The organism is Thermus scotoductus DSM 8553 (assembly GCF_000381045.1).
Taxonomy (GTDB): Bacteria; Deinococcota; Deinococci; order Deinococcales; family Thermaceae; genus Thermus; species Thermus scotoductus.
This window is the reverse complement of sequence record NZ_KB905731.1, coordinates 12685-31800: the sequence shown is the minus strand read 5'-3', so window position 1 is coordinate 31800 and position 19116 is coordinate 12685. Positions and strand designations below refer to the sequence as shown.

Genomic DNA, 19116 nt, shown 5'->3' with positions numbered 1-19116 from the left:
TAGGCTTTGGCCTCGTTTTTACACCGCAGGCCTATGCTAAGAGCCAGGATGGGCAACCCTGGATCCCGCCTCCGCGTGCTGATCGCCGACGACCACCCCCTCTTCCGCCTGGGGCTTAGGGCGGGCCTCGAGGGGGAAGGGCTCGTGGTGGTGGCCGAGGCCCAGGATGGAAAGGAGGCCTTGGAAAAGACCCTGGCCCTGAACCCGGAGGCAGTCCTCCTGGACCTGAGGATGCCCGTATTGGATGGGCTAGAGTGCACCCGAATGCTCCGGAAGAAGGGGTATTCCGGTCTCGTCGCCCTCCTCACCACCTACCAGGAGCCCGCCCTGGTGCGGGAAGCGTTTTTGGCCGGGGCTGACGCCTACTTTTCCAAGGAGCTCTCCGCTCCCGAGCTCAAAAGGCGCCTTCTCCGCGTGGCCCAGGGGGAGGAAAAACTGAAGCCCCCCGACCTGCCCAGCCTCACCTCGAGGGAGGAGGAAGTCCTCCGCCTCCTGGCCCAGGGGCTTTCCGTGAAGGAGATGGCCAAGGCCCTGGGCCTTTCCCCGGACACGGTGAAGGACCACCTGGAAAGCCTCTACGGCAAGCTTCTGGCCCGAAACCGGGTGGAAGCCCTGGAAAAGGCAAGGTCCCTGGGATTCCTGGCGAAGAAATAAGGAAGGGCAGGCAAGCCCACCCTTCCCATAGCCCCCGGTTTACTCGGCGGAGGGTTCCCCTTCGGAAGCCGCCTCTGTAGCGCCCTGGGCAGCTTCCGCCTCCTCCTTGGCCACCCGGGCCCTTTCCTGGTCCTGGCCGATGCGCTTGCGGTCGGCGCGGAGCTTGCGGCGGATCTCCCTTTCGGAAAGCTCGCGGATGAAGTAGAGCTTGGCCCGCCGGGCCCGGCCCCGCTGGACGATCTCGATCTTCTCGATGAGGGGGGAGTTCAGGGGGAAGATGCGCTCCACCCCCACGCCGTAGCTCACCTTACGCACGGTGAAGCTGGTGTTGTACCCGTTCCGCTTGATCTTGATGACGATGCCCTCAAAGTTCTGCACCCGGGTGCGGTTGCCTTCCTTTACCCGGTAGGCCACCCGCACGGTGTCGCCGGGCCGGAACTCCGGGAGATCGGTGCGGGTATACTTGGCCTCCACTACCTTAAGCAGCGCTCCTCGGTTCATGTTCTCCTCCCTCCCAGAGGAACCCCGAGGGGTTCATGGGCAACAGACCTAAGTCTAGCCCTCGCGGTCCATTTCCGCAAGCCAGGCCACCTCGAGGGGCCCAAGCCTGGCCTCCCGCACCAGCTCTGGCCTCACGGAAAGGGTCTTCCTCAGGGCTTCCTGCCTGCGCCAGCGGTCCACCTCCGGGTGGTTTCCCGAAAGGAGAACCTCCGGCACCCGAAGCCCGCGGAACTCCGGGGGACGGGTGTAGTGGGGGTGGTCCAGGAGCCCGCGGACAAAGGAATCCCTCCGGTGGCTTTCCGGATCCCCGATCACCCCCGGAATAAGCCGGGCAGTGGCCTCCAGCACCGCCAAGGCCGCCACCTCCCCCCCCATGAGCACGTAGTCCCCGATGGAAAGGGAGCGGGTCACAAAGGCCTCCACCCGGGCGTCAAACCCCTCGTAGCGCCCGGAAAGAAGGACCAGGTGATCCCTTTGGGCCAGCTCCTCCGCCACCCGCTGGGTGAAGGGTTCCCCCGCCGGGGAAAGGAGGATCACCTCATCCGCAGGCAAAACGGCCTCCAAGGCCGCCACCGCCACATCCGGGCGGATCACCATTCCCGCCCCGCCGCCATAGGGAGTGTCGTCCACGGTGCGGTGCCGCCCCAGGCCATAGGCCCTGAGGTCCACCACCTCCACCTGGATGAGACCCCGCTCCTGGGCCTTCTTCAGGAGGGATTCCGAAAGCCAGGGGCGTATGAGACCGGGGAAAAGGGTGAGGATAGTGTAGCGCATTCAGTCAAAGAGGCCGGGGATGGGCTCCACGTGGATGCCCTCCTCCTCCACCCGCACGTAGGGCGCCTGCAGGGGTACCAGGCGTTCCGTCTGGTCGCGAAGCCTTTCCCCCACGCCCTTGATCACCAGGACATCCTGGGCTCCTGCGTCCAGGATGTCCACCACCTCCCCCATCTTCAAGCCCCCCACGTAAACGGGTAGGCCAATCAGGGCAAAGTAATAGTACCGGCCCTCCTCGAGGGGGGGAAGTTCCTCCACCTCGGCATACACCCGGAGGCCCACCAATGGCTCGGCCAGCTCCCGGCTGGAAACCCCCGCCAGGTGAACCACCAGGTCATCCCCCACCTGGTAGAGATCCTCCACCGCCCGCCAGCCATGCCCTTCCACGTAGACCCGCTCCAGGTGAGCCACCACCGGCTCACCCCGGAACTTCAGACCCCCGCGTAGGGCATAGGGGGCACCGAACCGACCGATTTCCACCAGGCGCATCCCTAATCCATTATGCCAAAGCCCCGCGGGCCTAGCGCACCTCCACCCCCACCTTGCGCTTGGCGTAGGCCCTTACCAGGGTGCGGATGGACTCAATGACCCGGCCCTGCTTGCCGATGAGCCGACCCTTATCCTCAGGGGCCACCTCCACCACGTAAAGGGGACCTTCCCGGGTACGCCTTTCCTGCACCCGAACCCGCTCCGGCTGGTCCACCACGCTCTTGGCCAAATACTCCACCAAGTCCTTCATGGCCTCATGTTAAGGCAAAGGCGCCGGGTGGGTACACCCACCGGCGCCCTCAGGGGCCTTAACCCCTAGCCTTCCTTCCGAAAAACCCCCGCCTGCCGGAGAAGCCTCCGGGCGGTGTCCGTGGGCTGGGCCCCTACGGAAAGCCAATACTTGGCCCGCTCCACGTCCACCTTCAGCCACTCGGGAGTGGTCTTGCGGGGATCGTAGTACCCGATCTTTTCGATGTAGGCGCCGTCGCGCTTCCTACGGCTATCGGTGACCACGATGCGGTAGTGAGGGTTGTGCTTGGAGCCGAAACGAGAAAGCCGGATCTTTACCATTCTTTCCTACCTCCTGAACATTCCCATGAGTCCCCGGCCCTTGTTCTTCTCCAGGGACTTCATTAGGGCCTTGGTCTCCTCAAAGGCCTTGATGAAGCGGTTGATCTCCTGCACGCTGGTGCCGCTTCCCCTGGCGATGCGCTTGCGGCGGGAGGCGTTTAGGATGCGGGGGTCCTTGCGCTCCTCGGGGGTCATGGAAAGAACGATGGCCTCCAGGCGCTTGATGGCCTTATCGTCCACCTGGACCCCGGCGGGCAAGGCCTTACCCACCCCGGGAAGCATGGCGAGGATCTCCGAGAAGGAGCCCAGGCGCTTCAAGTTCTGCATCTGCTTGAGGAAGTCCTCCAGGGTGAGCTCCTTGGCGGACTTGGGGGTTTCGGCCTCGAGGCCCGCAGCCCGAACCTTCTCCGCCAGGGTGGCCACATCCCCCATGCCCAGGATCCGGCTCGCCAGCCGGTCAGGGTAGAAGGGTTCCAGGCCCTCGGGGCGCTCGGAAACCCCGGCGAAGTAGATGGGCTTCCCCGTCACGTGCCGGGCGGAGAGGGCCGCCCCACCCCGGGCATCCCCATCCAGCTTGGTGAGGATGAGCCCCGTGACCCCCACCCGTTCGTCGAAGGCCTTGGCCACCGAAAGGGCCTCCTGGCCGGTCATGGCATCCAGGACCAGAAGCACCTCGTCGGGGTTCATGGCCTTCTTGAGTCGGGCCAGCTCCGCCATCAAGGGCTCGTCGATCTGCAGGCGCCCGGCGGTGTCCACCAGGATGAGGTCGCGAACCTCCTGCCTGGCCCTCTCCTCCACCCTACGGCGGATGGACTCGGGGCTCTCCCCATCCTGCACCTCCAGGACCGGGACCCCGATCTTTTCCCCCAGGATGCGAAGCTGCTCCCGGGCTGCCGGGCGCTGGGTGTCGGCGGCCACCAGGAGGGGCCTCCTTCCCTTCCCCTTGTAGAAAAGGGCCAGCTTGGCCGCGGTGGTGGTTTTGCCGGAGCCCTGGAGGCCCACCAGGAACCACAGGTTCTGGTTCTTCAGGGTGGGGAAGCGGGGTTCCCCGCCCAAGGCCTCCTTGAGGGCCTCGTAGACCGTGGCCAGCACCACCTCGGCCGGGGTCAGGCTTTCCAGGACCTTCTGGCCCAGGGCCTTCTCCCGGACGCTTTCCACAAAGGCCCTCGCCACCTCCAGGTTCACATCGGCGTCCATCAGGGCCCGACGGATCTCCCTGAGGGTGGCCTTCAGGTCCTCCTCGGTGATACGGCCCCGTCCCCTTAAGCGGTCTATGGCCTCCTGCAGTCTTCCTGCCAGCTTCGCAAACATGAGCCTCCCGGCCGCCAGGCCGGGCTTTAGAATAGGCCAGACCCCTTGAGCGTGTCAACCTCAATTTTTCCCACATTTCTAGTGGGCACGGTTGACGGCCCCGACCGGGAACCCTAGGCTAAGGAAGGTATGCTAGGGGCTTTGCCCTCGAGTCCTAGGCCCTGAAGGCCGCCCAGCAGGCGGCCTTCAGGAGAAAGGAGGCCGCCTGTGGAGATGACCCTTTCCCCTCTGCGCCAAGCCCTGCAAGAAGGCGACACCCTCAAGCTTCGCAAGCTCCTGGAGGAAACCCATCCCCAGGACCTCTTGGCCGTGTGGGATGACCTCGAGGGGGAACACCGCTACGTGGTCCTCACCCTCCTTCCCAAGGAACGGGCTGCGGAGGTTTTCGCCAACCTCCCCGCGGAGGAGCAGGCGGAATATCTGAAAACCCTCCCCCCCTGGCGGGTGCGGGAGCTCTTAGAGGAGCTCTCCCTGGACGACTTGGCCGACGCCCTCCAGGCGGTGGAGGAGGAGGACCCCGATCTAGTCCACCGCCTCAAGGAGGCCCTGGATCCCGAAACCCGGGCTGAGGTGGAAGAGCTGACCCAGTACGAGGAGGATGAGGCAGGCGGCCTCATGACCCCCGAGTACGTGGCGGTGCGGGAGGGCATGACCGTGGAGGAGGTCATCCGCTTCCTGCGCCGGGCCGCCCCTGATGCGGAAACCATCTACTACATTTACGTGGTGGACGAGGCGGGCCGCCTCAAGGGCGTCTTGTCCTTAAGAGACCTCATCGTGGCTGACCCGAAGACCAAGGTGGCGGAGATCATGAACCCCAAGGTGGTCTTCGCCCGCACGGACACCGACCAGGAAGAGGTAGCCCGCCTCATGGCCGACTACGACTTCACCGTCTTGCCCGTGGTGGACGAGGACGGGGTGCTGGTGGGCATCGTCACGGTGGACGACGTGCTGGACGTTTTAGAAGAGGAGGCCACCGAGGACATCCACCGCATGGCGGCGGTGGACGTGCCGGACTTGGTGTACAGCCAAGCCTCCCCCATCGCCCTCTGGATGGCCCGGGTGCGCTGGCTGGTGATCCTCATCCTCACGGGCATGGTGACCAGTTCCATCCTCCAGGGGTTTGAAAACCTCCTGGAGGCCGCCACCGCCTTGGCCTTCTATGTCCCCGTACTCCTGGGCACGGGGGGCAATACCGGCAACCAGTCCGCCACCCTCATCATCCGGGCCCTGGCCACCCGGGACCTGGACCTCAGGGACTGGCGCCGGGTCCTGACCAAGGAAGCCCTGGTGGGAAGCCTGCTCGGCCTCACCTTGGCTGCCCTCCTCGTGGGCAAGGTTTTCCTGGACGGGCATGCCGCCTTGGCCCCGGTGGTAGCCTTGGCCCTTTTCCTCCTGGTGCTCTTCGCCAACCTGGTGGGGGCCATGCTCCCCGTGGTGTTGAGGCGGCTTGGCGTGGATCCTGCCCTGGTTTCCAACCCCCTGGTGGCCACCCTTTCCGATATCTCGGGCCTCCTCATCTACCTCTCGGTGGCCCGACTTCTGCTGGAGTTGGGATGAATCGGCTCCGCATGGTGGTGGAGTGGAGCAAAGGAAGCTCCTTCCGCTATGCCTGGAAGGATGGGAACCTCGCCCTGGTGGCCGTGGACCAACCGGCGCCGGTGAACTATGGTCTCATCCCTGGCCTCATCAACCCCGCCGACGGGGAAGAGGTGGATGCGGTTTTCCTGGGTCCTCCCCTTCCCCCAGGAACCCAGGTGGAGGGGGAAGTGGTGGGCATAATGTGGCTGGCGGATGGGGACCACAAGATCCTCCTCGAGGCCCAGGGGCAAGGGCCAAGCCCAAGGGAAGCCCAAGAACTCCTCGCCTGGTTCCACCCAAGCCGCAAGCCCCTTCTCCTCGGCCCACAGGAGGCCAGGGACTGGCTGAAGGCGTTGCTCAGAGGATAAGCATAGCGTCCCCCAAAGAGTAAAACCGGTAGCGCTCCGCCACCGCAAGCCGGTACGCTTCCATGGTCTTTTCGTAGCCCAAAAAGGCGGCCACCAGCATGAGCAGGGTAGAACGAGGCAGGTGGAAGTTGGTGAAAAGAGCGTCTATGACCTGGAAGGCGTAGGGCGGACGGATGAAAAGCCGGGTCTCCCCTATCCCCGGCACCACCCCAATCCCTTTCTGGAAGGCGCTTTCCAGGGCTCGGACCACGGTGGTGCCCACCGCCACCACCCTCCGGCCCTCCTTCTTGGCCCGGTTGATGGCTTCTGCGGTTTCCTCAGGGATTTCGTAGGGCTCAGGGTGCATCTCGTGCTTCTCGGGATCCCCCTTCACCGGGCGGAAGGTGCCGGGGCCCACGTGCAGGGTTAGGAAGCAGAGCTCCACCCCCATGCCCCTCAGGCGGGCCAAAAGCTCCAGGGTAAAGTGGAGCCCGGCAGTGGGGGCGGCCACGGAGCCCGGACGCCTGGCGTACACGGTCTGGTAGCGTTCCGGAGGGATTTTGGCCTTGATATAAGGGGGCAGGGGTACCTCCCCTACTTCCTCCAGGTGGGCCATCAGGTCCCCCTGGAAGCGAAGGAGCCGCACCCCATCCTCCTCCACCCCCACCACCTCCGCCTCGAGGTCCGGAACCACGCGGAGGTCCCGGGGAGACAGAAAGCGGAGCCTGGTGCCGAGCTTGGCCTTGCGGCCGGGCCCCACCAGGGCTTCCCAAAGCCCCGGAGCCCGCTCCCGCACCAAGAGCACCTCCACCCTTCCCCCCGTGGGCCTTTGGGCCAAGAGGCGGGCGGGGATCACCTTGCTCTCGTTAAAAACCAACACATCTCCCGGGCGAAGGTATTCGGGAAGGTCCCTGACCTGGCGGTGCTCGGCACGAAAGGGCCCTTCCCGATGGACCACCAGCATCCGGGCCCTATCCCGGGGCTCTACCCCCTCCTGGGCGATGAGTTCTTCGGGCAGAAAGTAGTCGTAGGCCTCGAGGCTCATCGCTCGGTGTTCCTAGGCTCCATGAAGGCATTCGGGATATCGGGAAGGTGCACGAAGCGGTCCACAGCATCGATGAGCTTCTGGGCGGTGGTCTCCCGAAAGGCGATCACCTCCACCCGGATGCCCCGTTCCATGAGGACCTCGAGGATCTCCACAAAGTCCCCATCCCCGCTTCCCAGGACCACCACGTCCAGGTAAGGCATAAGCCTCACCATGTCCGCGGCGATACCCATGTCCCAGTTCCCCTCGTAGATGGGCTTGCCACCCTCACCCAGCTCCTTCACCGTGAGGTACATGCGCCGTACCCGGTAGCCGATGGTGGAAAGCTTGTAGATGAAAGGCCAGGCGGAGGTATCCCCTTCCTTTTCCACCACGTAGGCCGTAGCCCGCACCAACCGTCTGCCCCCCACGGCGAAGCGCAGGAGACTCTCAAAGTTCACGTTGCGCTCGTAGTAATCCCGGGCAGAATGGTAGAGGTTCTGGGTGTCCACAAAGACGCCCACCCGCTGGTCGGGATACTGGCCAAGCTCCATCGGCTTCTATCTTACCCCGCGTTCCTAAGGCCTGCCGCCACCCCCAGGATGGAGAGGAGAAGGGCTTTTTTCAAGGCTTCATCCCCCCGTCCCCCGGGGCTGCGGTAGCGGCGGAGGAGCTCCACCTGCACGAAGTTGATGGGGTCCACGTAGGGATTGCGCAAGGCGATCTGTCTTTCCAGGGTCCTTTGATTGTGGAGGAGGGGAGCCTGAAAGATACCCTCCAGGAGGGACACGGTCTTCTGATACTCCTGGGCGATGCTGTGGAAGAGGGGGTGTAGTTTTTCCGGCACCAAGCGCAGGTACAGGGCCGCTACCCCAAGGTCCGCCTTGGCCAAGGCCATGGCAGCGCTCTCTAAGGTGGAGGCGAAAAAAGGCCACTCTCGGTACATCCGCCTGAGAAGGTCCAGGGGCAAGGCCTCCAAGGCCGTAAGCCCGTACCAACCGGGCAAAAGCAAGCGCACCTGGGTCCAGGCCATCACCCAGGGGATGGCCCTGAGGTCGCGGATCTCCCGCACCCGGCCGTGGCGGTACACAGGACGGCTGGCGATGGGGAGTTCCCCAATCTCCCGAATGGGGGTGAAGGCCTCGAAAAAGGGGAAGAAGCCCTCCTGGGCCAAGAGGGCCCGGTAGCGGCGCATGCTTTCCTCCCCCGCCTGCCATAGGGCCTCGCGCCACTCAGGTCTAGGCTCCACCCCCTCGCCCAAGGCCGCCTGGGCGAAGTGAAAGAGGAGTTGCTCCAGGTGGCGCACAGCCAGCTCAGGATGGCTGTAGCGGTCCGCCAGAGCCTCCCCTTGCTCCGTGAGGCGGATGCGGTGCCCCACGCTCCTGGGAGGCAGGCTGGCAATGGCCCGGCCCGCAGGCCCCCCGCCCCGGGCGGTGGAGGTGCCCCGGCCGTGAAAGAAGTAGACCGGTAGACCAAACCCCTCCCCCACCTTGGCCAGAGCCTCCTGGGCCTCGTAAAGGGCCAGGTTGGCAGCCAGAAAGCCGGCATCCTTGTTGGAGTCGGAGTAGCCGATCATCACCTCCACTCCGCCCCGGCCCCGGGCATGGACCAGAAAGACGGGGTTTTGCAGGAGACGGGCCAGCACTTCCGGAGCCCGGCGGAGGTCTTCAAGGGTCTCGAATAGGGGCACCACGTCAAAGGGTAGAGCTGCCCCCGGCCGGTAAAGCCCCACCTCCCGCGCCAAGAGAAACACCACCAGGATGTCAGCAGGATGGTGGGTCATGGACACCACATGGGCTCCCTTGTCCTGCCAGGCCCGCAGGGCCCCTAACGCCACCCGCAGGGCCTCTCCCTGGGGCTCATGGCCCACGGGCAGGAGGGGACGGGCGCTCCTCAGCTCCTCGGTGAGGAGGGCCTCCTGAGCCTCGGGGGGCAAGGAAAGGAAATCGGGGTGGACCCCCCCAACCCTGAGGAGTTCCGCCGCTGCCTCCAGGAGTTTCCCGGACTCCTCCCTCAGGTCCAAGGGCGCAAGCTCCAAGCCGAAGGCGAAAAGGCGGGCCTCGAGGGGACGGAGGAAGGAGGCTGCCACCTGTTCCAGGCCCACGGAAACCAGGCCCTCCTCCGCCACCCTCAGGGCTCGCAAAAGCTCCTCCGTGCTCACCTCACCCTTCTCCAGGCGGGTATAAAGCCTGGCGAAGAACCGCCGGTAGGGCTCCCCGGGGAAGCGCTCCGTCCCCTCTCCTCCCTCCCGCACCCCCCTGGGCACGGGAATCCTGGTCTCGGAAAGGGAAAGGTCCCGCACCAGGTTTTCCAGCTCCAGCAAGAACCGCTCCCGGGCCACCTGGCGGGCATACCGCGCAGCAAAGGCGGTTACCTCAGGGGTGACGAAAGGGTTGCCATCCCGGTCCCCCCCGATCCAGCTCCTGAAGCGTACCGGGCTCTTCAGACGGGGACGTTTGCCATACACCTTCTCCAAGGCGGCCTCGAGGCCCTCCACCACCTGGGGCACCGCCCGCCAGAGGGTGGTGGGCAGGTAGTAAAGCCCTCCCTTGATCTCGTCCTCCACCGTGGGCCTGGCCTTGCGCACCTCCTCGGTGGCGTAGAGCAGGGCCACCCTGGCCGCCAAGCGGGAACGGTCTTGGGCCTCCAGCTCTTCTTGTAGTTTTTCCAGATGGTGCCTTAGGGTCCGCCTGCGGGTTTCGGTGGGATGGGCAGTAAAGGTGAGCCATAGCTCCAGGCGGTTCAGATGGGCTTCCACTTCCTCCAGGGAGAGCCCCCTTTCCTTCAAAGCCTTGGCCAGGGCCAAGAAGCCCTCGGGCCTCGGGTTTTCCAGGGTTTCCGCCTGGGCCCTAAGGCGGTTCACCCGCACCCGGTGCCTTTCCTCCGCCAGGTTCACCAGGTGGAAGTAATGGGTAAAGGCCCGCACCAAGGCCTCGGCCTCCTCGAGGGAAAGCCCCTCCACCCGCTTCAAAAGGGTGGCCCTCGCTCCTTCGTCCCCCTGTCGTCGGGCCTTGGATAGGAGGCGCACCTCCTCCACAAAGGCGAAAAAACGCTCCCCCGAAATCGCCCGGATGGCCTCGCCCAGAAGGCGGCCTAAAAGGTCCACCTCTGCCCGCAATAGGTCAAAGGTATCCTCCTTCGCAGGCTTCACGGCTCCTCCCACACGTAAGGGCCTATGGAAACCCCTTTGCCGCCCTCCAAAACCAGCTCGGTGGCGTGGAAACGCGCCCTTCCCTGGGCAGCCCGAAAAGGCTGGGGCCTGCCCGTAAGGAAGCGGGCCAGGAAGGTCTCCACCTCCCCGCCGATGATGGATGCATACGTGCCGGTCATGCCCACGTCGGTCTGGTACAGGGTGCCCTTCGGCAGGCGCATGGCATCCAGGGTGGGCACGTGGGTGTGGGTGCCCAGCACGGCCGTGACCCGCCCATCCAGGTAGTGGGCCAGGGCCATCTTCTCGCTGCTGGCCTCGGCATGCACCTCCACCAGGATGTAATCCGCCTTCTCCTGGGCTAAAAGGGCATCCAGGGTGCGGAAAGGATCGTCCAGGGGATCCATGAAGATCCGGCCCATCACCTGCACGAAAAGAAGGCTCTCCCCACCTGCGCTAAGCCGCCACCACCCCCGCCCTGGGGTGCCAGGAGGGTAGTTGAGGGCCCGCACCACGGGTTCCCGTTCCAAGAGCTCGTAGACCTCCTTGTGATCCCAAGCGTGGTTTCCCAGGGACACCAAGTCCACCCCCGCCTCGCGTAGGAGGCGGTAGGAACGCCGGTCCAGACCCTTACCCCGGGCGGCGTTCTCCCCGTTGGCTATGACCAGGTCGTACTGGTCCCGGATGTCCGGCAGGTGGAGGCTCACCGCCCTCAGGCCGGGCTCAGCCATTACGTCGCCGATGAAGAGGACCCGCATGGGGGCATTATACGCACCCATGCGGGTCCTTTCAGGTTCAGCCTACCTTGATGTACGCGTACCCCTTGGCCTGAAGTTCTCCCAAAGCCCCCACCCCGGAAGGCACACACCCTAAGGATAAGCCCAGCCCCTCTAACGGGGGCTGGGCGCTTATTCCGGGTTATCCCCAGGCTTTCCTCGAGCCGCTAGCCTATGCGGTGCGCTTCTGCAATAGATAAACCACACCGTAGCCGATGGCCGCCAGGACCAGCAAGGGGATGGCGAACCGCAAAAGCTCCCAGATGAGGCCGGAAAGGGCCAGAAGCACCCGGCCCAAGAAGGTGAAGACCCATCCCCCCACCCAGAGGGCCAAAAGCACCCCCACCACCACCAAGAGGCCCAAAACCACCCATTCCAGGATGTCGCGCAGGCTCCGTTCCATACTCTCAGCATACACTGGAATGGTGGAGCGGTACCGCCTGGAGGAAGGCATTGTGGTAGGCCGGAAGGCCCTGCTTCAAGGGGACCTCCTTTTGCGGTTCCTCACTCCCAAGGGAAGCCTGGAAGCCGTGGCCCGCAAGGGGGTGCGCCCTTCGGGGCGCTCGGGCAGACTCTCCCTGTTCCACCATGTGCGCTTCCAGCTTTATGCCAAGGAGGAGGGCCTTCCCACCCTCACCCAGGCGGAACTCCTGGGCCGCCTCCACGGCCTGGAGGAACCCCGGCGCTTCCTTCTGGCCTCTTTTCTGGCGGAGCTCTCCTACCGCCTGGCCTCCCCGGAGGCCGCCCCCAGGATCTACCCGGTCTTCATCTCCGGCCTGAGGGGCATCGCCAAGCACCCCAGGCCCCTTCTGCCCCTGGTATGGGCGGGATGGCGGGTGGTGAAGGCCGGGGGCTTAAGCCCACACCTCCTGGGGCCTGGCCTATATCTGAAGGCAGGCCGCCTGGTTCACGGGTCCGGCCCGTACGGGGAGGAGGGCATCTACCTGGGGGAAAAGGGCGTGGAGGCCCTCAGGGCCATCCTCCATCTTCCGGGTAGCGAGGCCCTTTCCTACCTGGAAGAAGCTCCCCTGGAAAGGCTATGCCTAGCCTTGAAACACCATGCGGAAGAGGCCCTAGGCCCCCTCAAGGCCACACCTGCGCTTACCGCCGAACTATAGGGGCTTGATCTCCAGGATGGTGTAGACCTGGGCTCCCTTCTTGCCCCTTATCTCCACCACGTCCCCCACCTTCTTACCCAAAAGGGCCTGGCCAAGGGGGGACTCGTCCGAGATCTTGCCGCTGAAGATATCCGCCTCGTGGCTACCCACGATGGCCAACGAAAGCCTTTCCCCGGATTCGGTTTCCAGCTCCACCTGGCAGCCCAGGGCCACCTGGTCGTAGGAGCCGTTCCCCTCCACCACCACCGCCCGGGCCAAGAGGTCTTCCAGCTGGGCAATGCGGGCCTCGTTCTGCCACATGGCCCGGCGCGCCTCGTCGTAACCGGCGTTCTCCCTTAAATCCCCTTCCTCCAGGGCCTGTTCAAAGTCGGCGGAAATCTCCTGCCGCTTGGTGGTCTTCAGGTGATGCAGCTCCTCCTGAAGGCGCCTAAAGCCTTCTGGGGTGAGGTAGACCGGCTTCTTCATCCCATCCCTCCGCGTAAAAAGGGGCACCAGCCCATGGCCATGGGCTGGAGGTACCGCTATTCAGTATAGCAGGCGGGGAGGAAGCGCTCCATCAGGGGAAGCAACTCTTTGGGCAAGGACCCCACCGGCAAAAGCCCCACCCCGCTTCCCGCCAGGAGCAAACTGCCCCTTACCCCTTCCTCCTCCCCTCCCCGGCGGCGCAGGGAAAGATGGGGAGGAAGGGGAGGAGGCTCCGCCAAGGGGAGCTCCCAGGGGTACAAGCGGGCCCGCTCCACCCTAAGCCCCAGCTCCCGGGCGGCCTCGGCCACCTTCCTGCGGGTGATGCCCTCGAGGCCCCCCTCCAAGAGAAGGAGCGCCCCATCCCGGTAAAGGAGCGGGCTGGTGCGGCTTCCGTCCACCACGTAGCCCTCGCCATCCTGCAAAAGCCCCTCAAAGGCCCCTTGTCCCTCCGCCTCCTTCAGGGCCAGGCGGTAGGGCAGGTAGTTTCCGGTCTTGAAGCGGGCCAGGTCGGGGTGGACCCGGTAAGGGGTGAGGGCCACCTTCACCCCCTCCTCATAGGCCGCCAAGGGGGGCGGGGTATACGGACGAGCCTCGGAAAGCCACACCCCCTCCCCCACGGTGAAGCGGAGGCGGAAACAGGGAAGGTGGGCGAACTCCTTGGCCAGGGCCTCGAGGTCCTTCAAAAACACTCCATCCCCTGGGTAGGGAAGCCCCAAGGCCAAAGCATGCCTGCGCAGGCGAAAAAGATGCTCCTCCAGCCAAAGGGGTCGGCCCCTTTCCACCCTCAAGGTGGTGAAAACGCTAAGGCCATGGTATAAAAACCCCTCCGGAAGGGGCTCGCTGAAAGGCTCCCCTTTCAGGAGAACCCGCCTCAGGCCTCCTTGAGAAACCGGGCCAAGAGCTCCATCCCCCACGGGGACAGGATACTCTCCGGGTGGAACTGCACGCCGTAGGCCCGCCTGCCATCCCAGATGGCCATGGGCACCCCATCCCCAGTCCAGGCCAGGAGGCGCACCCCTCTGGGAAGGTTCCTTATGGCCAAGGAGTGGTAGCGGGCAAAGGGAAGGGGGTTGGGCAGGCCCTGAAAGAGGCCTTCTCCCCGGTGGTGGATGGCATGGGCCTCCCCGTGCACGGGGGCTTCCCGGTAGAGTTCAGCCCTCAGGGCCACCCCCAGGGCCTGGTGGCCCAGGCAAACCCCCAAAAAAGGCATCCCTTCCGCCAAGGCCCTATGGGTCCACTCCAGGACCCTACCCGCCGTAAAGGGGTCCTTGGGTCCTGGCCCCACCACCAGGTGGCTGAATCCCCGGAGGTTCGGAGGCTCCTCCTGGTCCACCACGACCACCTCCGCCCCCAGGGCCCGCAGGTAGTCCACGAGGTTGTAGCTAAAGGAATCGCGGTTTTCCAGGAAGAGGACCCTGGCCCGTACCCTCCGGGGAGGGGGTGGCGGGGCCCATGAAGCCGAAACCCTTGGCGTTTCGGGCTTAGCTCCAGGCATGCCCCGGTCCAAAGCCAAAAGAAGACTCTCTGCCTTGTGAAGCGTTTCCCGGTATTCCGCTTCCGGCTCTGAACCGATCACGATGCCCGCCCCCGCGGAAAAAAGCACCTCCTCCCCCACCTGCTGGAAGGAGCGGATGAGGATGTTGAAGTCCGCTCCCCGGCCCGACACGTACCCCAGGCTTCCCGTGTAGGCCCCCCGGGGTACGGGCTCCAGCTCGCGGATGGCCTCCATCACCGTGGACTTGGGAGCCCCGGTGATGGTGCCTCCCGGGAATAGGCTGGCGAAAACCTGGCCCAAGGAGGCCCGGGTATACCCCTCCACCTCGGAGACCAGGTGCATCACATGGGCGTAGCGTTCCACCGTAAATAGCTCCCGCACCCTCACCGTCCCCGGCAAGGCCACCCGGGCCAGGTCGTTGCGCAGGAGGTCCACCAGCATGGCGTGCTCCGCCCGTTCCTTGGGGGAAGAAAGGAGTTCCCTTTCCAGGGCCAGGTCCTCCTCCTCTCTCCTCCCCCTTGGCCGGGTGCCGGCGATGGGACGGGCCCGGATGCGGCCACCCACCTTCTGGAAAAGCCTCTCCGGGCTTCCCGAGACCACCGCCCAACCCTCTCCTTCCAAAAGGCCCATGAAGGGAGAAGGGTTCAAAAGCCGCAAGCGCGCGTAAAGGAGAAGGGGGTCCACGGCCCCCAGCAGGCGGAAGCGGTGGGAAAGGTTCACCTGGTAGACCACCCCGGCCCGGATCCTCTCCTGAACCGCCTGGACTCCCTGCAGGAAAGCCTCCCGGGGGAAATCGGAAACCAAAGGATGCGGGGGCAAAGGTGGAGAGGTGTAAGGTAAAGGCCCAAGGGGCAATGAAGGCCTTTCCACAAGCCGCCCCTGCAAAAGGGCAAATCCCTCGGGATAGTAAAAGAAGGCCGCCTCGGGCAGGCCCGGCAAGGGCCCATGGGTGGCGAGGCCCAAGTGGCGGGCAAACTCGTAGGCAAAAAACCCCATCCAGGCCGGGAAATACCCTTTCCCCAGGCCTTTCTCCAGGTAGGCGAAGATGTCCAGGGCCTCTCCCACCCGCCTCCCATTCAGGTAAAGCCAGCCCTCCCACACCTCGAGGCGGTGCGCTGGCTTTAAGCCCAAAAGGGAAAGCCGGGAAAAGGGCGCCCTTATCCCCAGGGACTCCAGCAGGGCTGGCCGTAGGCCCAGGCACCTGGCGGCGTGGTAAAGGCCCAGCACGGGGCCAAGTATACCAGGCTTGGGGGGATGGCCAGATTCCGCTTCCCCAGTGAGGCTTACCTCAAGGCCGGGAGCAGGCTCCCCTTTAATCCACGTTGAAATACCGCGCCTCCGGGTGGTGGACCACGATGGCGCTGGTGGCGTGCTCGGGATCCAGCTGGAAGTTCTCCGTGAGGCGCACCCCAACCCTGCCGAAGTCCATGAGCCGGTCCAGCTTGGCCTGGTCCGCCAGGTCTGGGCAGGCGGGATAACCAAAGGAGTAGCGGGCTCCCTGGTAGCCCTGCTGGAAGAGCTTGCGGATCTCAGTGGCATCCTTCCCGGCGATACCCCACATCTGGCGCATCCTTTTATGCCAGTACTCCGCCAGGGCCTCGGTCATCTCCACGCTGAAGCCATGCACGAAAAGGTAGTCCTGGTAAGCCCCAGCCTCAAAAAGCGCCTTGGCCTTCCTGGAAGGCTCCTCCCCCATGGTTACGAGCTGCACCCCCAGGACATCCCTGGCCCCCGCTTCATAGGCGGGAAGCCACCTTTCTTCATCCCCAAAAGGAGGAGCGAAGCGGGGACGGAAGTAGTCCACCAGGCTGAGGCCCCCGCCCTTCTGCCGGGGGAAGGCAAAGCGTTCCAAAACCTCCCCGGTCTCGGGGGAGAACACCAAAAGCTCCTCCCCCTCCCGGGCCACGGGAAAGAAGCCGTAGAGGACCTTGGGCCTGAGCCACCCCTCCTCCATGGCCTCCCTAAGCAGCCTCCGGAAGACCGGCTCCGCCTCCCGCTCCACCAAAGCCTGCCACGCCTCCCGGGAAAGCCCTTTGCGGCTGTACCCCCACTGGCCGCGGTAGAGGGCGAGCTTGTTCACGTAGTGGGCGATGGTGGCCAGGTCCAGGTTCTCCTCCACCCGCACCCCGAAGAAGGGAGGGCGGGGAACGGAAGGAGCCTCCCCCACAGGATTCGCCTTGGGTACCGCCTTGGGAGCCTCCACCCTGGGCTTTTGGGCCTCCTTCCTTACCAAGGTGGCCTCCCCGCTGGTGAGGGCTTCCATGAGCCTAAGGCCCTCGAAGGCATCCTCCGCGTAGTAGACGTTGGGGTAGATGGCCTTAAGCTCCTCCACATAGGAGCGGGTCAGGGCCGCCCCCCCCAGGATCACCGGCAGGGTATACCCCCTATCCCGCATGTACTCCAGGTTTTCCTTCATGACCACGGTGCTCTTCACCAGGAGGCCCGACATGCCTAAGGCGTGGGGCCTGTGCGCCTCCACCGCCTTGAGCATCTCCTCGATGGGCACCTTGATGCCCAGGTTGACCACCTGGTAGCCGTTGTTGGTGAGGATGATATCCACCAGGTTCTTGCCGATGTCGTGCACATCCCCCTTCACCGTGGCCAGCACCATCTTCCCTCGGCCTTCGCCCCGCCGTTCCATGTGGGGCTCGAGGTGGGCCACCGCCCGCTTCATCACCTCGGCGGCCTGGAGCACAAAGGGAAGCTGCATCTTTCCTGCCCCGAAAAGCTCCCCCACCTCCTTCATGCCCGAAAGGAGGGGGCCGTTGATGAGGTCCAGGGGCTTGTGGCCGAGGCTCAAGGCCTCGTCCAGGTCCGCCTCGAGGCCCGCCTTCCTGCCCTCCACCACCCGGCGCTTCAGCCTCTCCAGAACGGGCAGGGCCTGGAAGGCATCCTCCTTGAGGGCCGGGTCCTCCCGGTGGGTTTCAAAGTAGCCCATGAAGGCCAAGAGGGGATCAAATCCCTCCCGCCTCCGGTCATAGATCAGGTCCAGGGCCAGGGCGTAGGCCTCCTCGGGGATCTGGCTGATGGGAAGGATCTTGCCCGCATCCACGATGGCGGCGGTCAGGCCCTTGTTACGGGCCTCATCCAGAAAGACCGAGTTTAAAATCCGCCTGGCCCTGGGCTTCAGCCCAAAGGAAACGTTGGACACCCCCAGGATAAACCCCACCCCCGGAAGCCTCTCCCTAAGCTCCTCCATGGCCAAAAGGGTTTCCTTGGCCAAAGGGCGGCTTTCCTCGTCCCCTTGGGTGATAGGGAAGGTGAGGAGGTCAAAGAGGAGGTCCTCCGGGCGGAAGCCGTGGTGCTCGGTGAGGCGCTCGTACATGCGCAAGGCCACCTGCACCTTCTCCTTCTGGGTCTTGGCCATGCCCTTTTCGTCGATGGTGAGGACCACCAAGGCCGCCCCGTGGGCCTTGGCCAGGGAGGCCACCCGGTCAAACTTCTCCAGGCCGTCCTCGAGGTTAGCGGAGTTCAAAAGGACCCGGCCCGGAAGGTGTTTAAGGGCAAACTCCATGGCCAAAGGGGAGGTGGAGTCCACCATGAAGGGCACGGTGACCGCGGTGGCCAAGTGGGGAAGGAGCCAGGCGAGGTCCTGAAGCTCATCCCTTCCCGTCCAGGCCACGGAAAGGTCCAGGGCGTGGGCACCCTCCTCCACTTGCTCCCGGGCCAGGGCCAGGATGCCCTCGAGGTCCCGGGCAAAGAGCATCTCCCGAAACCGTTTGCTCCCCGTGGCGTTCAAGCGCTCTCCCACCAGGAAAACGCTTGCCTCCTGGCGCAGGGGAACCGCCTGATAGAGGGAGGCCACCTGGGGGGGGAAGGTTTCCTTTCGCTTGGGAGCAGGTTTTCCCTTCACCACCTCCGCCACCTTGCGGATGTGCTCCGGCCCCGTGCCGCAACACCCGCCCACGGCGTTCACCCCGTACTCGGTGACGAACTTGAGGTGCCACCTGGCCAGCTCCTCCGGGGTCAGGTCGTAGACCACCTTGCCCCCCTCGTTCCGGGGCAGGCCGGCGTTGGGCAGGCAGCTCACGAAGCGGGTGGCGTTCTCGGCGAAGTAGCGGATCTTGGCGTCCATGAGGTCGGGGCCCGTGGCGCAGTTCATGCCCACCACATCGATGGGCAGGCTCTCCAACGCCGCCAGGGCCGCTTGCTCGTCGGTGCCCACCAGCATGGTGCCCGTGGCCTCCATGGTCACCTGGACCTGCAAGGGTACTTCCCTACCCACCTCGGCCATGGCCTCCCGGGCCGCCAGGACCGCACAGCGCACCTGGAGGATATCCTGGGCGGTTTCCAGAAGGATCAGGTCCACCCCGCCCCTAAGAAGCCCCCGCACCGCTTCCTGATAGGCGGTAAAAAGCTCATCCCAGGAGATCTGCCCCAGGGAGATGAGCTTGGTGCCCGGCCCCAAGGCCCCCGCCACGAAGGCCCCATAAGGCTCGGCCACCTCCTTGGCAATCCGGGCCCCCAGGTAGGCAAGCTCCTCCGCCTCCTCCTCGAGGCCATACTCCGCCAGCACGTGGCGCAAGGCGCCAAAGGTGTTGGTCTCAATCACCTCGGCCCCGGCCTCGAGGTACGCCCGGTGGATCTCCTGGATCACGTCAGGCCGGGTGCGGTTCAGGACCTCCGGGCAGCCAAAGTAGGCTTCCCCGCCGTAGTCCTCGGGGGTAAGCTCCCGCTTTTGTAGCTCGGTGCCCATGGCCCCGTCAAAAACCAGGGGTCTCTGCAAGAGGGCCTTGAGGTAAGGGAACTTCTCCGCCCGGGCCTCCTTGTTGTAACCCAGCCGCACTAAGGGGGCATCCCCAAAGCCCGCCCCTCCGAGGTGGTGGCGGCAACCAGGGCTACAGGTGTGGACCTCCACCATATCCC

The 19116-nt window shown here is 64.9% G+C and carries 19 protein-coding genes; 4 read left to right on the top strand and 15 right to left on the bottom strand.

The window, feature by feature from the left end; translation table 11 throughout:
- Positions 1–33: 33 nt before the first annotated feature.
- A complete protein-coding gene (locus F604_RS0101655; RefSeq protein WP_019550150.1) occupies positions 34–654 on the top strand; it encodes a response regulator in 621 nt (206 codons plus the stop codon).
- A gap of 39 nt (positions 655–693) precedes the next feature.
- Here the strand turns inward: F604_RS0101655 and rplS are convergent, their stop codons facing one another.
- From rplS to ffh, 6 genes are all read right to left on the bottom strand, one after another.
- On the bottom strand, positions 694–1155 hold the full coding sequence (gene rplS, locus F604_RS0101650) for a 50S ribosomal protein L19 (protein ID WP_015717275.1): 462 nt from the start codon (positions 1153–1155) through the stop codon (positions 694–696).
- Between the two features lie 54 nt (positions 1156–1209).
- On the bottom strand, positions 1210–1929 hold the full coding sequence (trmD, locus tag F604_RS0101645; protein ID WP_019550149.1) for a tRNA (guanosine(37)-N1)-methyltransferase TrmD: 720 nt from the start codon (positions 1927–1929) through the stop codon (positions 1210–1212).
- Positions 1930–2418, bottom strand: a complete 489-nt coding sequence (rimM, locus tag F604_RS0101640; RefSeq protein WP_019550148.1) for a ribosome maturation factor RimM — start codon at positions 2416–2418, stop codon at positions 1930–1932. It abuts the gene before it with no gap.
- Positions 2419–2449: 31 nt separating this feature from the next.
- Positions 2450–2668: a KH domain-containing protein gene (locus F604_RS0101635; protein ID WP_015717278.1), complete on the bottom strand. Its 219-nt coding sequence runs from the start codon at positions 2666–2668 to the stop codon at positions 2450–2452.
- Between the two features lie 65 nt (positions 2669–2733).
- On the bottom strand, positions 2734–2988 hold the full coding sequence (gene rpsP, locus F604_RS0101630; RefSeq protein WP_015717279.1) for a 30S ribosomal protein S16: 255 nt from the start codon (positions 2986–2988) through the stop codon (positions 2734–2736).
- A gap of 6 nt (positions 2989–2994) precedes the next feature.
- Positions 2995–4299 carry a signal recognition particle protein gene (gene ffh / locus F604_RS0101625; protein ID WP_019550147.1) on the bottom strand — a complete coding sequence of 435 codons (1305 nt, stop codon included), beginning with the start codon at positions 4297–4299 and terminating at the stop codon, positions 2995–2997.
- A 213-nt stretch (positions 4300–4512) separates the two neighbouring features.
- On the opposite strand from ffh, the gene mgtE reads away from it, so the two are divergent.
- Positions 4513–5856: a magnesium transporter gene (mgtE, locus tag F604_RS0101620; RefSeq protein WP_420804981.1), complete on the top strand. Its 1344-nt coding sequence runs from the start codon at positions 4513–4515 to the stop codon at positions 5854–5856.
- Positions 5853–6245, top strand: a complete 393-nt coding sequence (locus tag F604_RS0101615; protein ID WP_019550145.1) for an inorganic diphosphatase — start codon at positions 5853–5855, stop codon at positions 6243–6245. The genes mgtE and F604_RS0101615 overlap by 4 nt, the downstream gene beginning before the upstream one ends.
- Here F604_RS0101615 and queA read toward each other — a convergent pair.
- The 5 genes from queA to F604_RS0101590 all read right to left on the bottom strand — a co-directional run bounded on the left by queA (position 6235) and on the right by F604_RS0101590 (position 11575).
- Positions 6235–7269 carry a tRNA preQ1(34) S-adenosylmethionine ribosyltransferase-isomerase QueA gene (gene queA / locus F604_RS0101610; RefSeq protein ID WP_019550144.1) on the bottom strand — a complete coding sequence of 345 codons (1035 nt, stop codon included), beginning with the start codon at positions 7267–7269 and terminating at the stop codon, positions 6235–6237. The genes F604_RS0101615 and queA overlap by 11 nt on opposite strands.
- Positions 7266–7802, bottom strand: coding sequence for a LabA-like NYN domain-containing protein (locus F604_RS0101605; RefSeq protein WP_019550143.1), 537 nt, complete (start codon positions 7800–7802; stop codon positions 7266–7268). The genes queA and F604_RS0101605 overlap by 4 nt, the downstream gene beginning before the upstream one ends.
- Before the next feature lie 11 nt (positions 7803–7813).
- Positions 7814–10399: a phosphoenolpyruvate carboxylase gene (locus F604_RS0101600; RefSeq protein WP_038044469.1), complete on the bottom strand. Its 2586-nt coding sequence runs from the start codon at positions 10397–10399 to the stop codon at positions 7814–7816.
- Positions 10396–11154: a TIGR00282 family metallophosphoesterase gene (locus tag F604_RS0101595; protein WP_019550141.1), complete on the bottom strand. Its 759-nt coding sequence runs from the start codon at positions 11152–11154 to the stop codon at positions 10396–10398. Before F604_RS0101595 ends, F604_RS0101600 begins: the two co-directional genes overlap by 4 nt.
- A gap of 190 nt (positions 11155–11344) precedes the next feature.
- Positions 11345–11575, bottom strand: coding sequence for a hypothetical protein (locus F604_RS0101590; RefSeq protein ID WP_015717287.1), 231 nt, complete (start codon positions 11573–11575; stop codon positions 11345–11347).
- Between the two features lie 19 nt (positions 11576–11594).
- On the opposite strand from F604_RS0101590, the gene recO reads away from it, so the two are divergent.
- Positions 11595–12290, top strand: a complete 696-nt coding sequence (recO, locus tag F604_RS0101585; RefSeq protein ID WP_019550140.1) for a DNA repair protein RecO — start codon at positions 11595–11597, stop codon at positions 12288–12290.
- Here recO and greA read toward each other — a convergent pair.
- From greA to metH, 4 genes are all read right to left on the bottom strand, one after another.
- Positions 12285–12755: a transcription elongation factor GreA gene (gene greA / locus F604_RS0101580; RefSeq protein WP_015717289.1), complete on the bottom strand. Its 471-nt coding sequence runs from the start codon at positions 12753–12755 to the stop codon at positions 12285–12287. The genes recO and greA overlap by 6 nt on opposite strands.
- A gap of 56 nt (positions 12756–12811) precedes the next feature.
- Positions 12812–13630, bottom strand: a complete 819-nt coding sequence (locus F604_RS0101575) for an aminotransferase class IV (RefSeq protein ID WP_026328909.1) — start codon at positions 13628–13630, stop codon at positions 12812–12814.
- On the bottom strand, positions 13627–15477 hold the full coding sequence (locus tag F604_RS0101570) for a chorismate-binding protein (RefSeq protein ID WP_019550138.1): 1851 nt from the start codon (positions 15475–15477) through the stop codon (positions 13627–13629). The genes F604_RS0101575 and F604_RS0101570 overlap by 4 nt, the downstream gene beginning before the upstream one ends.
- An 85-nt stretch (positions 15478–15562) precedes the next feature.
- Positions 15563–19111, bottom strand: a complete 3549-nt coding sequence (gene metH, locus F604_RS0101565; protein ID WP_019550137.1) for a methionine synthase — start codon at positions 19109–19111, stop codon at positions 15563–15565.
- Positions 19112–19116 lie beyond the last annotated feature (5 nt).

Bases quoted from the DNA above. Each gene is read 5' to 3' on its own strand.
- F604_RS0101655 (WP_019550150.1), top strand. From the start codon at position 34: ATGCTAAGAGCCAGGATGGGCAACCCTGGATCCCGCCTCCGCGTGCTG.
- rplS (WP_015717275.1), bottom strand. From the start codon at position 1,155: ATGAACCGAGGAGCGCTGCTTAAGGTAGTGGAGGCCAAGTATACCCGC.
- trmD (WP_019550149.1), bottom strand. From the start codon at position 1,929: ATGCGCTACACTATCCTCACCCTTTTCCCCGGTCTCATACGCCCCTGG.
- rimM (WP_019550148.1), bottom strand. From the start codon at position 2,418: ATGCGCCTGGTGGAAATCGGTCGGTTCGGTGCCCCCTATGCCCTACGC.
- F604_RS0101635 (WP_015717278.1), bottom strand. From the start codon at position 2,668: ATGAAGGACTTGGTGGAGTATTTGGCCAAGAGCGTGGTGGACCAGCCG.
- rpsP (WP_015717279.1), bottom strand. From the start codon at position 2,988: ATGGTAAAGATCCGGCTTTCTCGTTTCGGCTCCAAGCACAACCCTCAC.
- ffh (WP_019550147.1), bottom strand. From the start codon at position 4,299: ATGTTTGCGAAGCTGGCAGGAAGACTGCAGGAGGCCATAGACCGCTTA.
- mgtE (WP_420804981.1), top strand. From the start codon at position 4,513: ATGACCCTTTCCCCTCTGCGCCAAGCCCTGCAAGAAGGCGACACCCTC.
- F604_RS0101615 (WP_019550145.1), top strand. From the start codon at position 5,853: ATGAATCGGCTCCGCATGGTGGTGGAGTGGAGCAAAGGAAGCTCCTTC.
- queA (WP_019550144.1), bottom strand. From the start codon at position 7,269: ATGAGCCTCGAGGCCTACGACTACTTTCTGCCCGAAGAACTCATCGCC.
- F604_RS0101605 (WP_019550143.1), bottom strand. From the start codon at position 7,802: ATGGAGCTTGGCCAGTATCCCGACCAGCGGGTGGGCGTCTTTGTGGAC.
- F604_RS0101595 (WP_019550141.1), bottom strand. From the start codon at position 11,154: ATGCGGGTCCTCTTCATCGGCGACGTAATGGCTGAGCCCGGCCTGAGG.
- F604_RS0101590 (WP_015717287.1), bottom strand. From the start codon at position 11,575: ATGGAACGGAGCCTGCGCGACATCCTGGAATGGGTGGTTTTGGGCCTC.
- recO (WP_019550140.1), top strand. From the start codon at position 11,595: ATGGTGGAGCGGTACCGCCTGGAGGAAGGCATTGTGGTAGGCCGGAAG.
- greA (WP_015717289.1), bottom strand. From the start codon at position 12,755: ATGAAGAAGCCGGTCTACCTCACCCCAGAAGGCTTTAGGCGCCTTCAG.
- metH (WP_019550137.1), bottom strand. From the start codon at position 19,111: ATGGTGGAGGTCCACACCTGTAGCCCTGGTTGCCGCCACCACCTCGGA.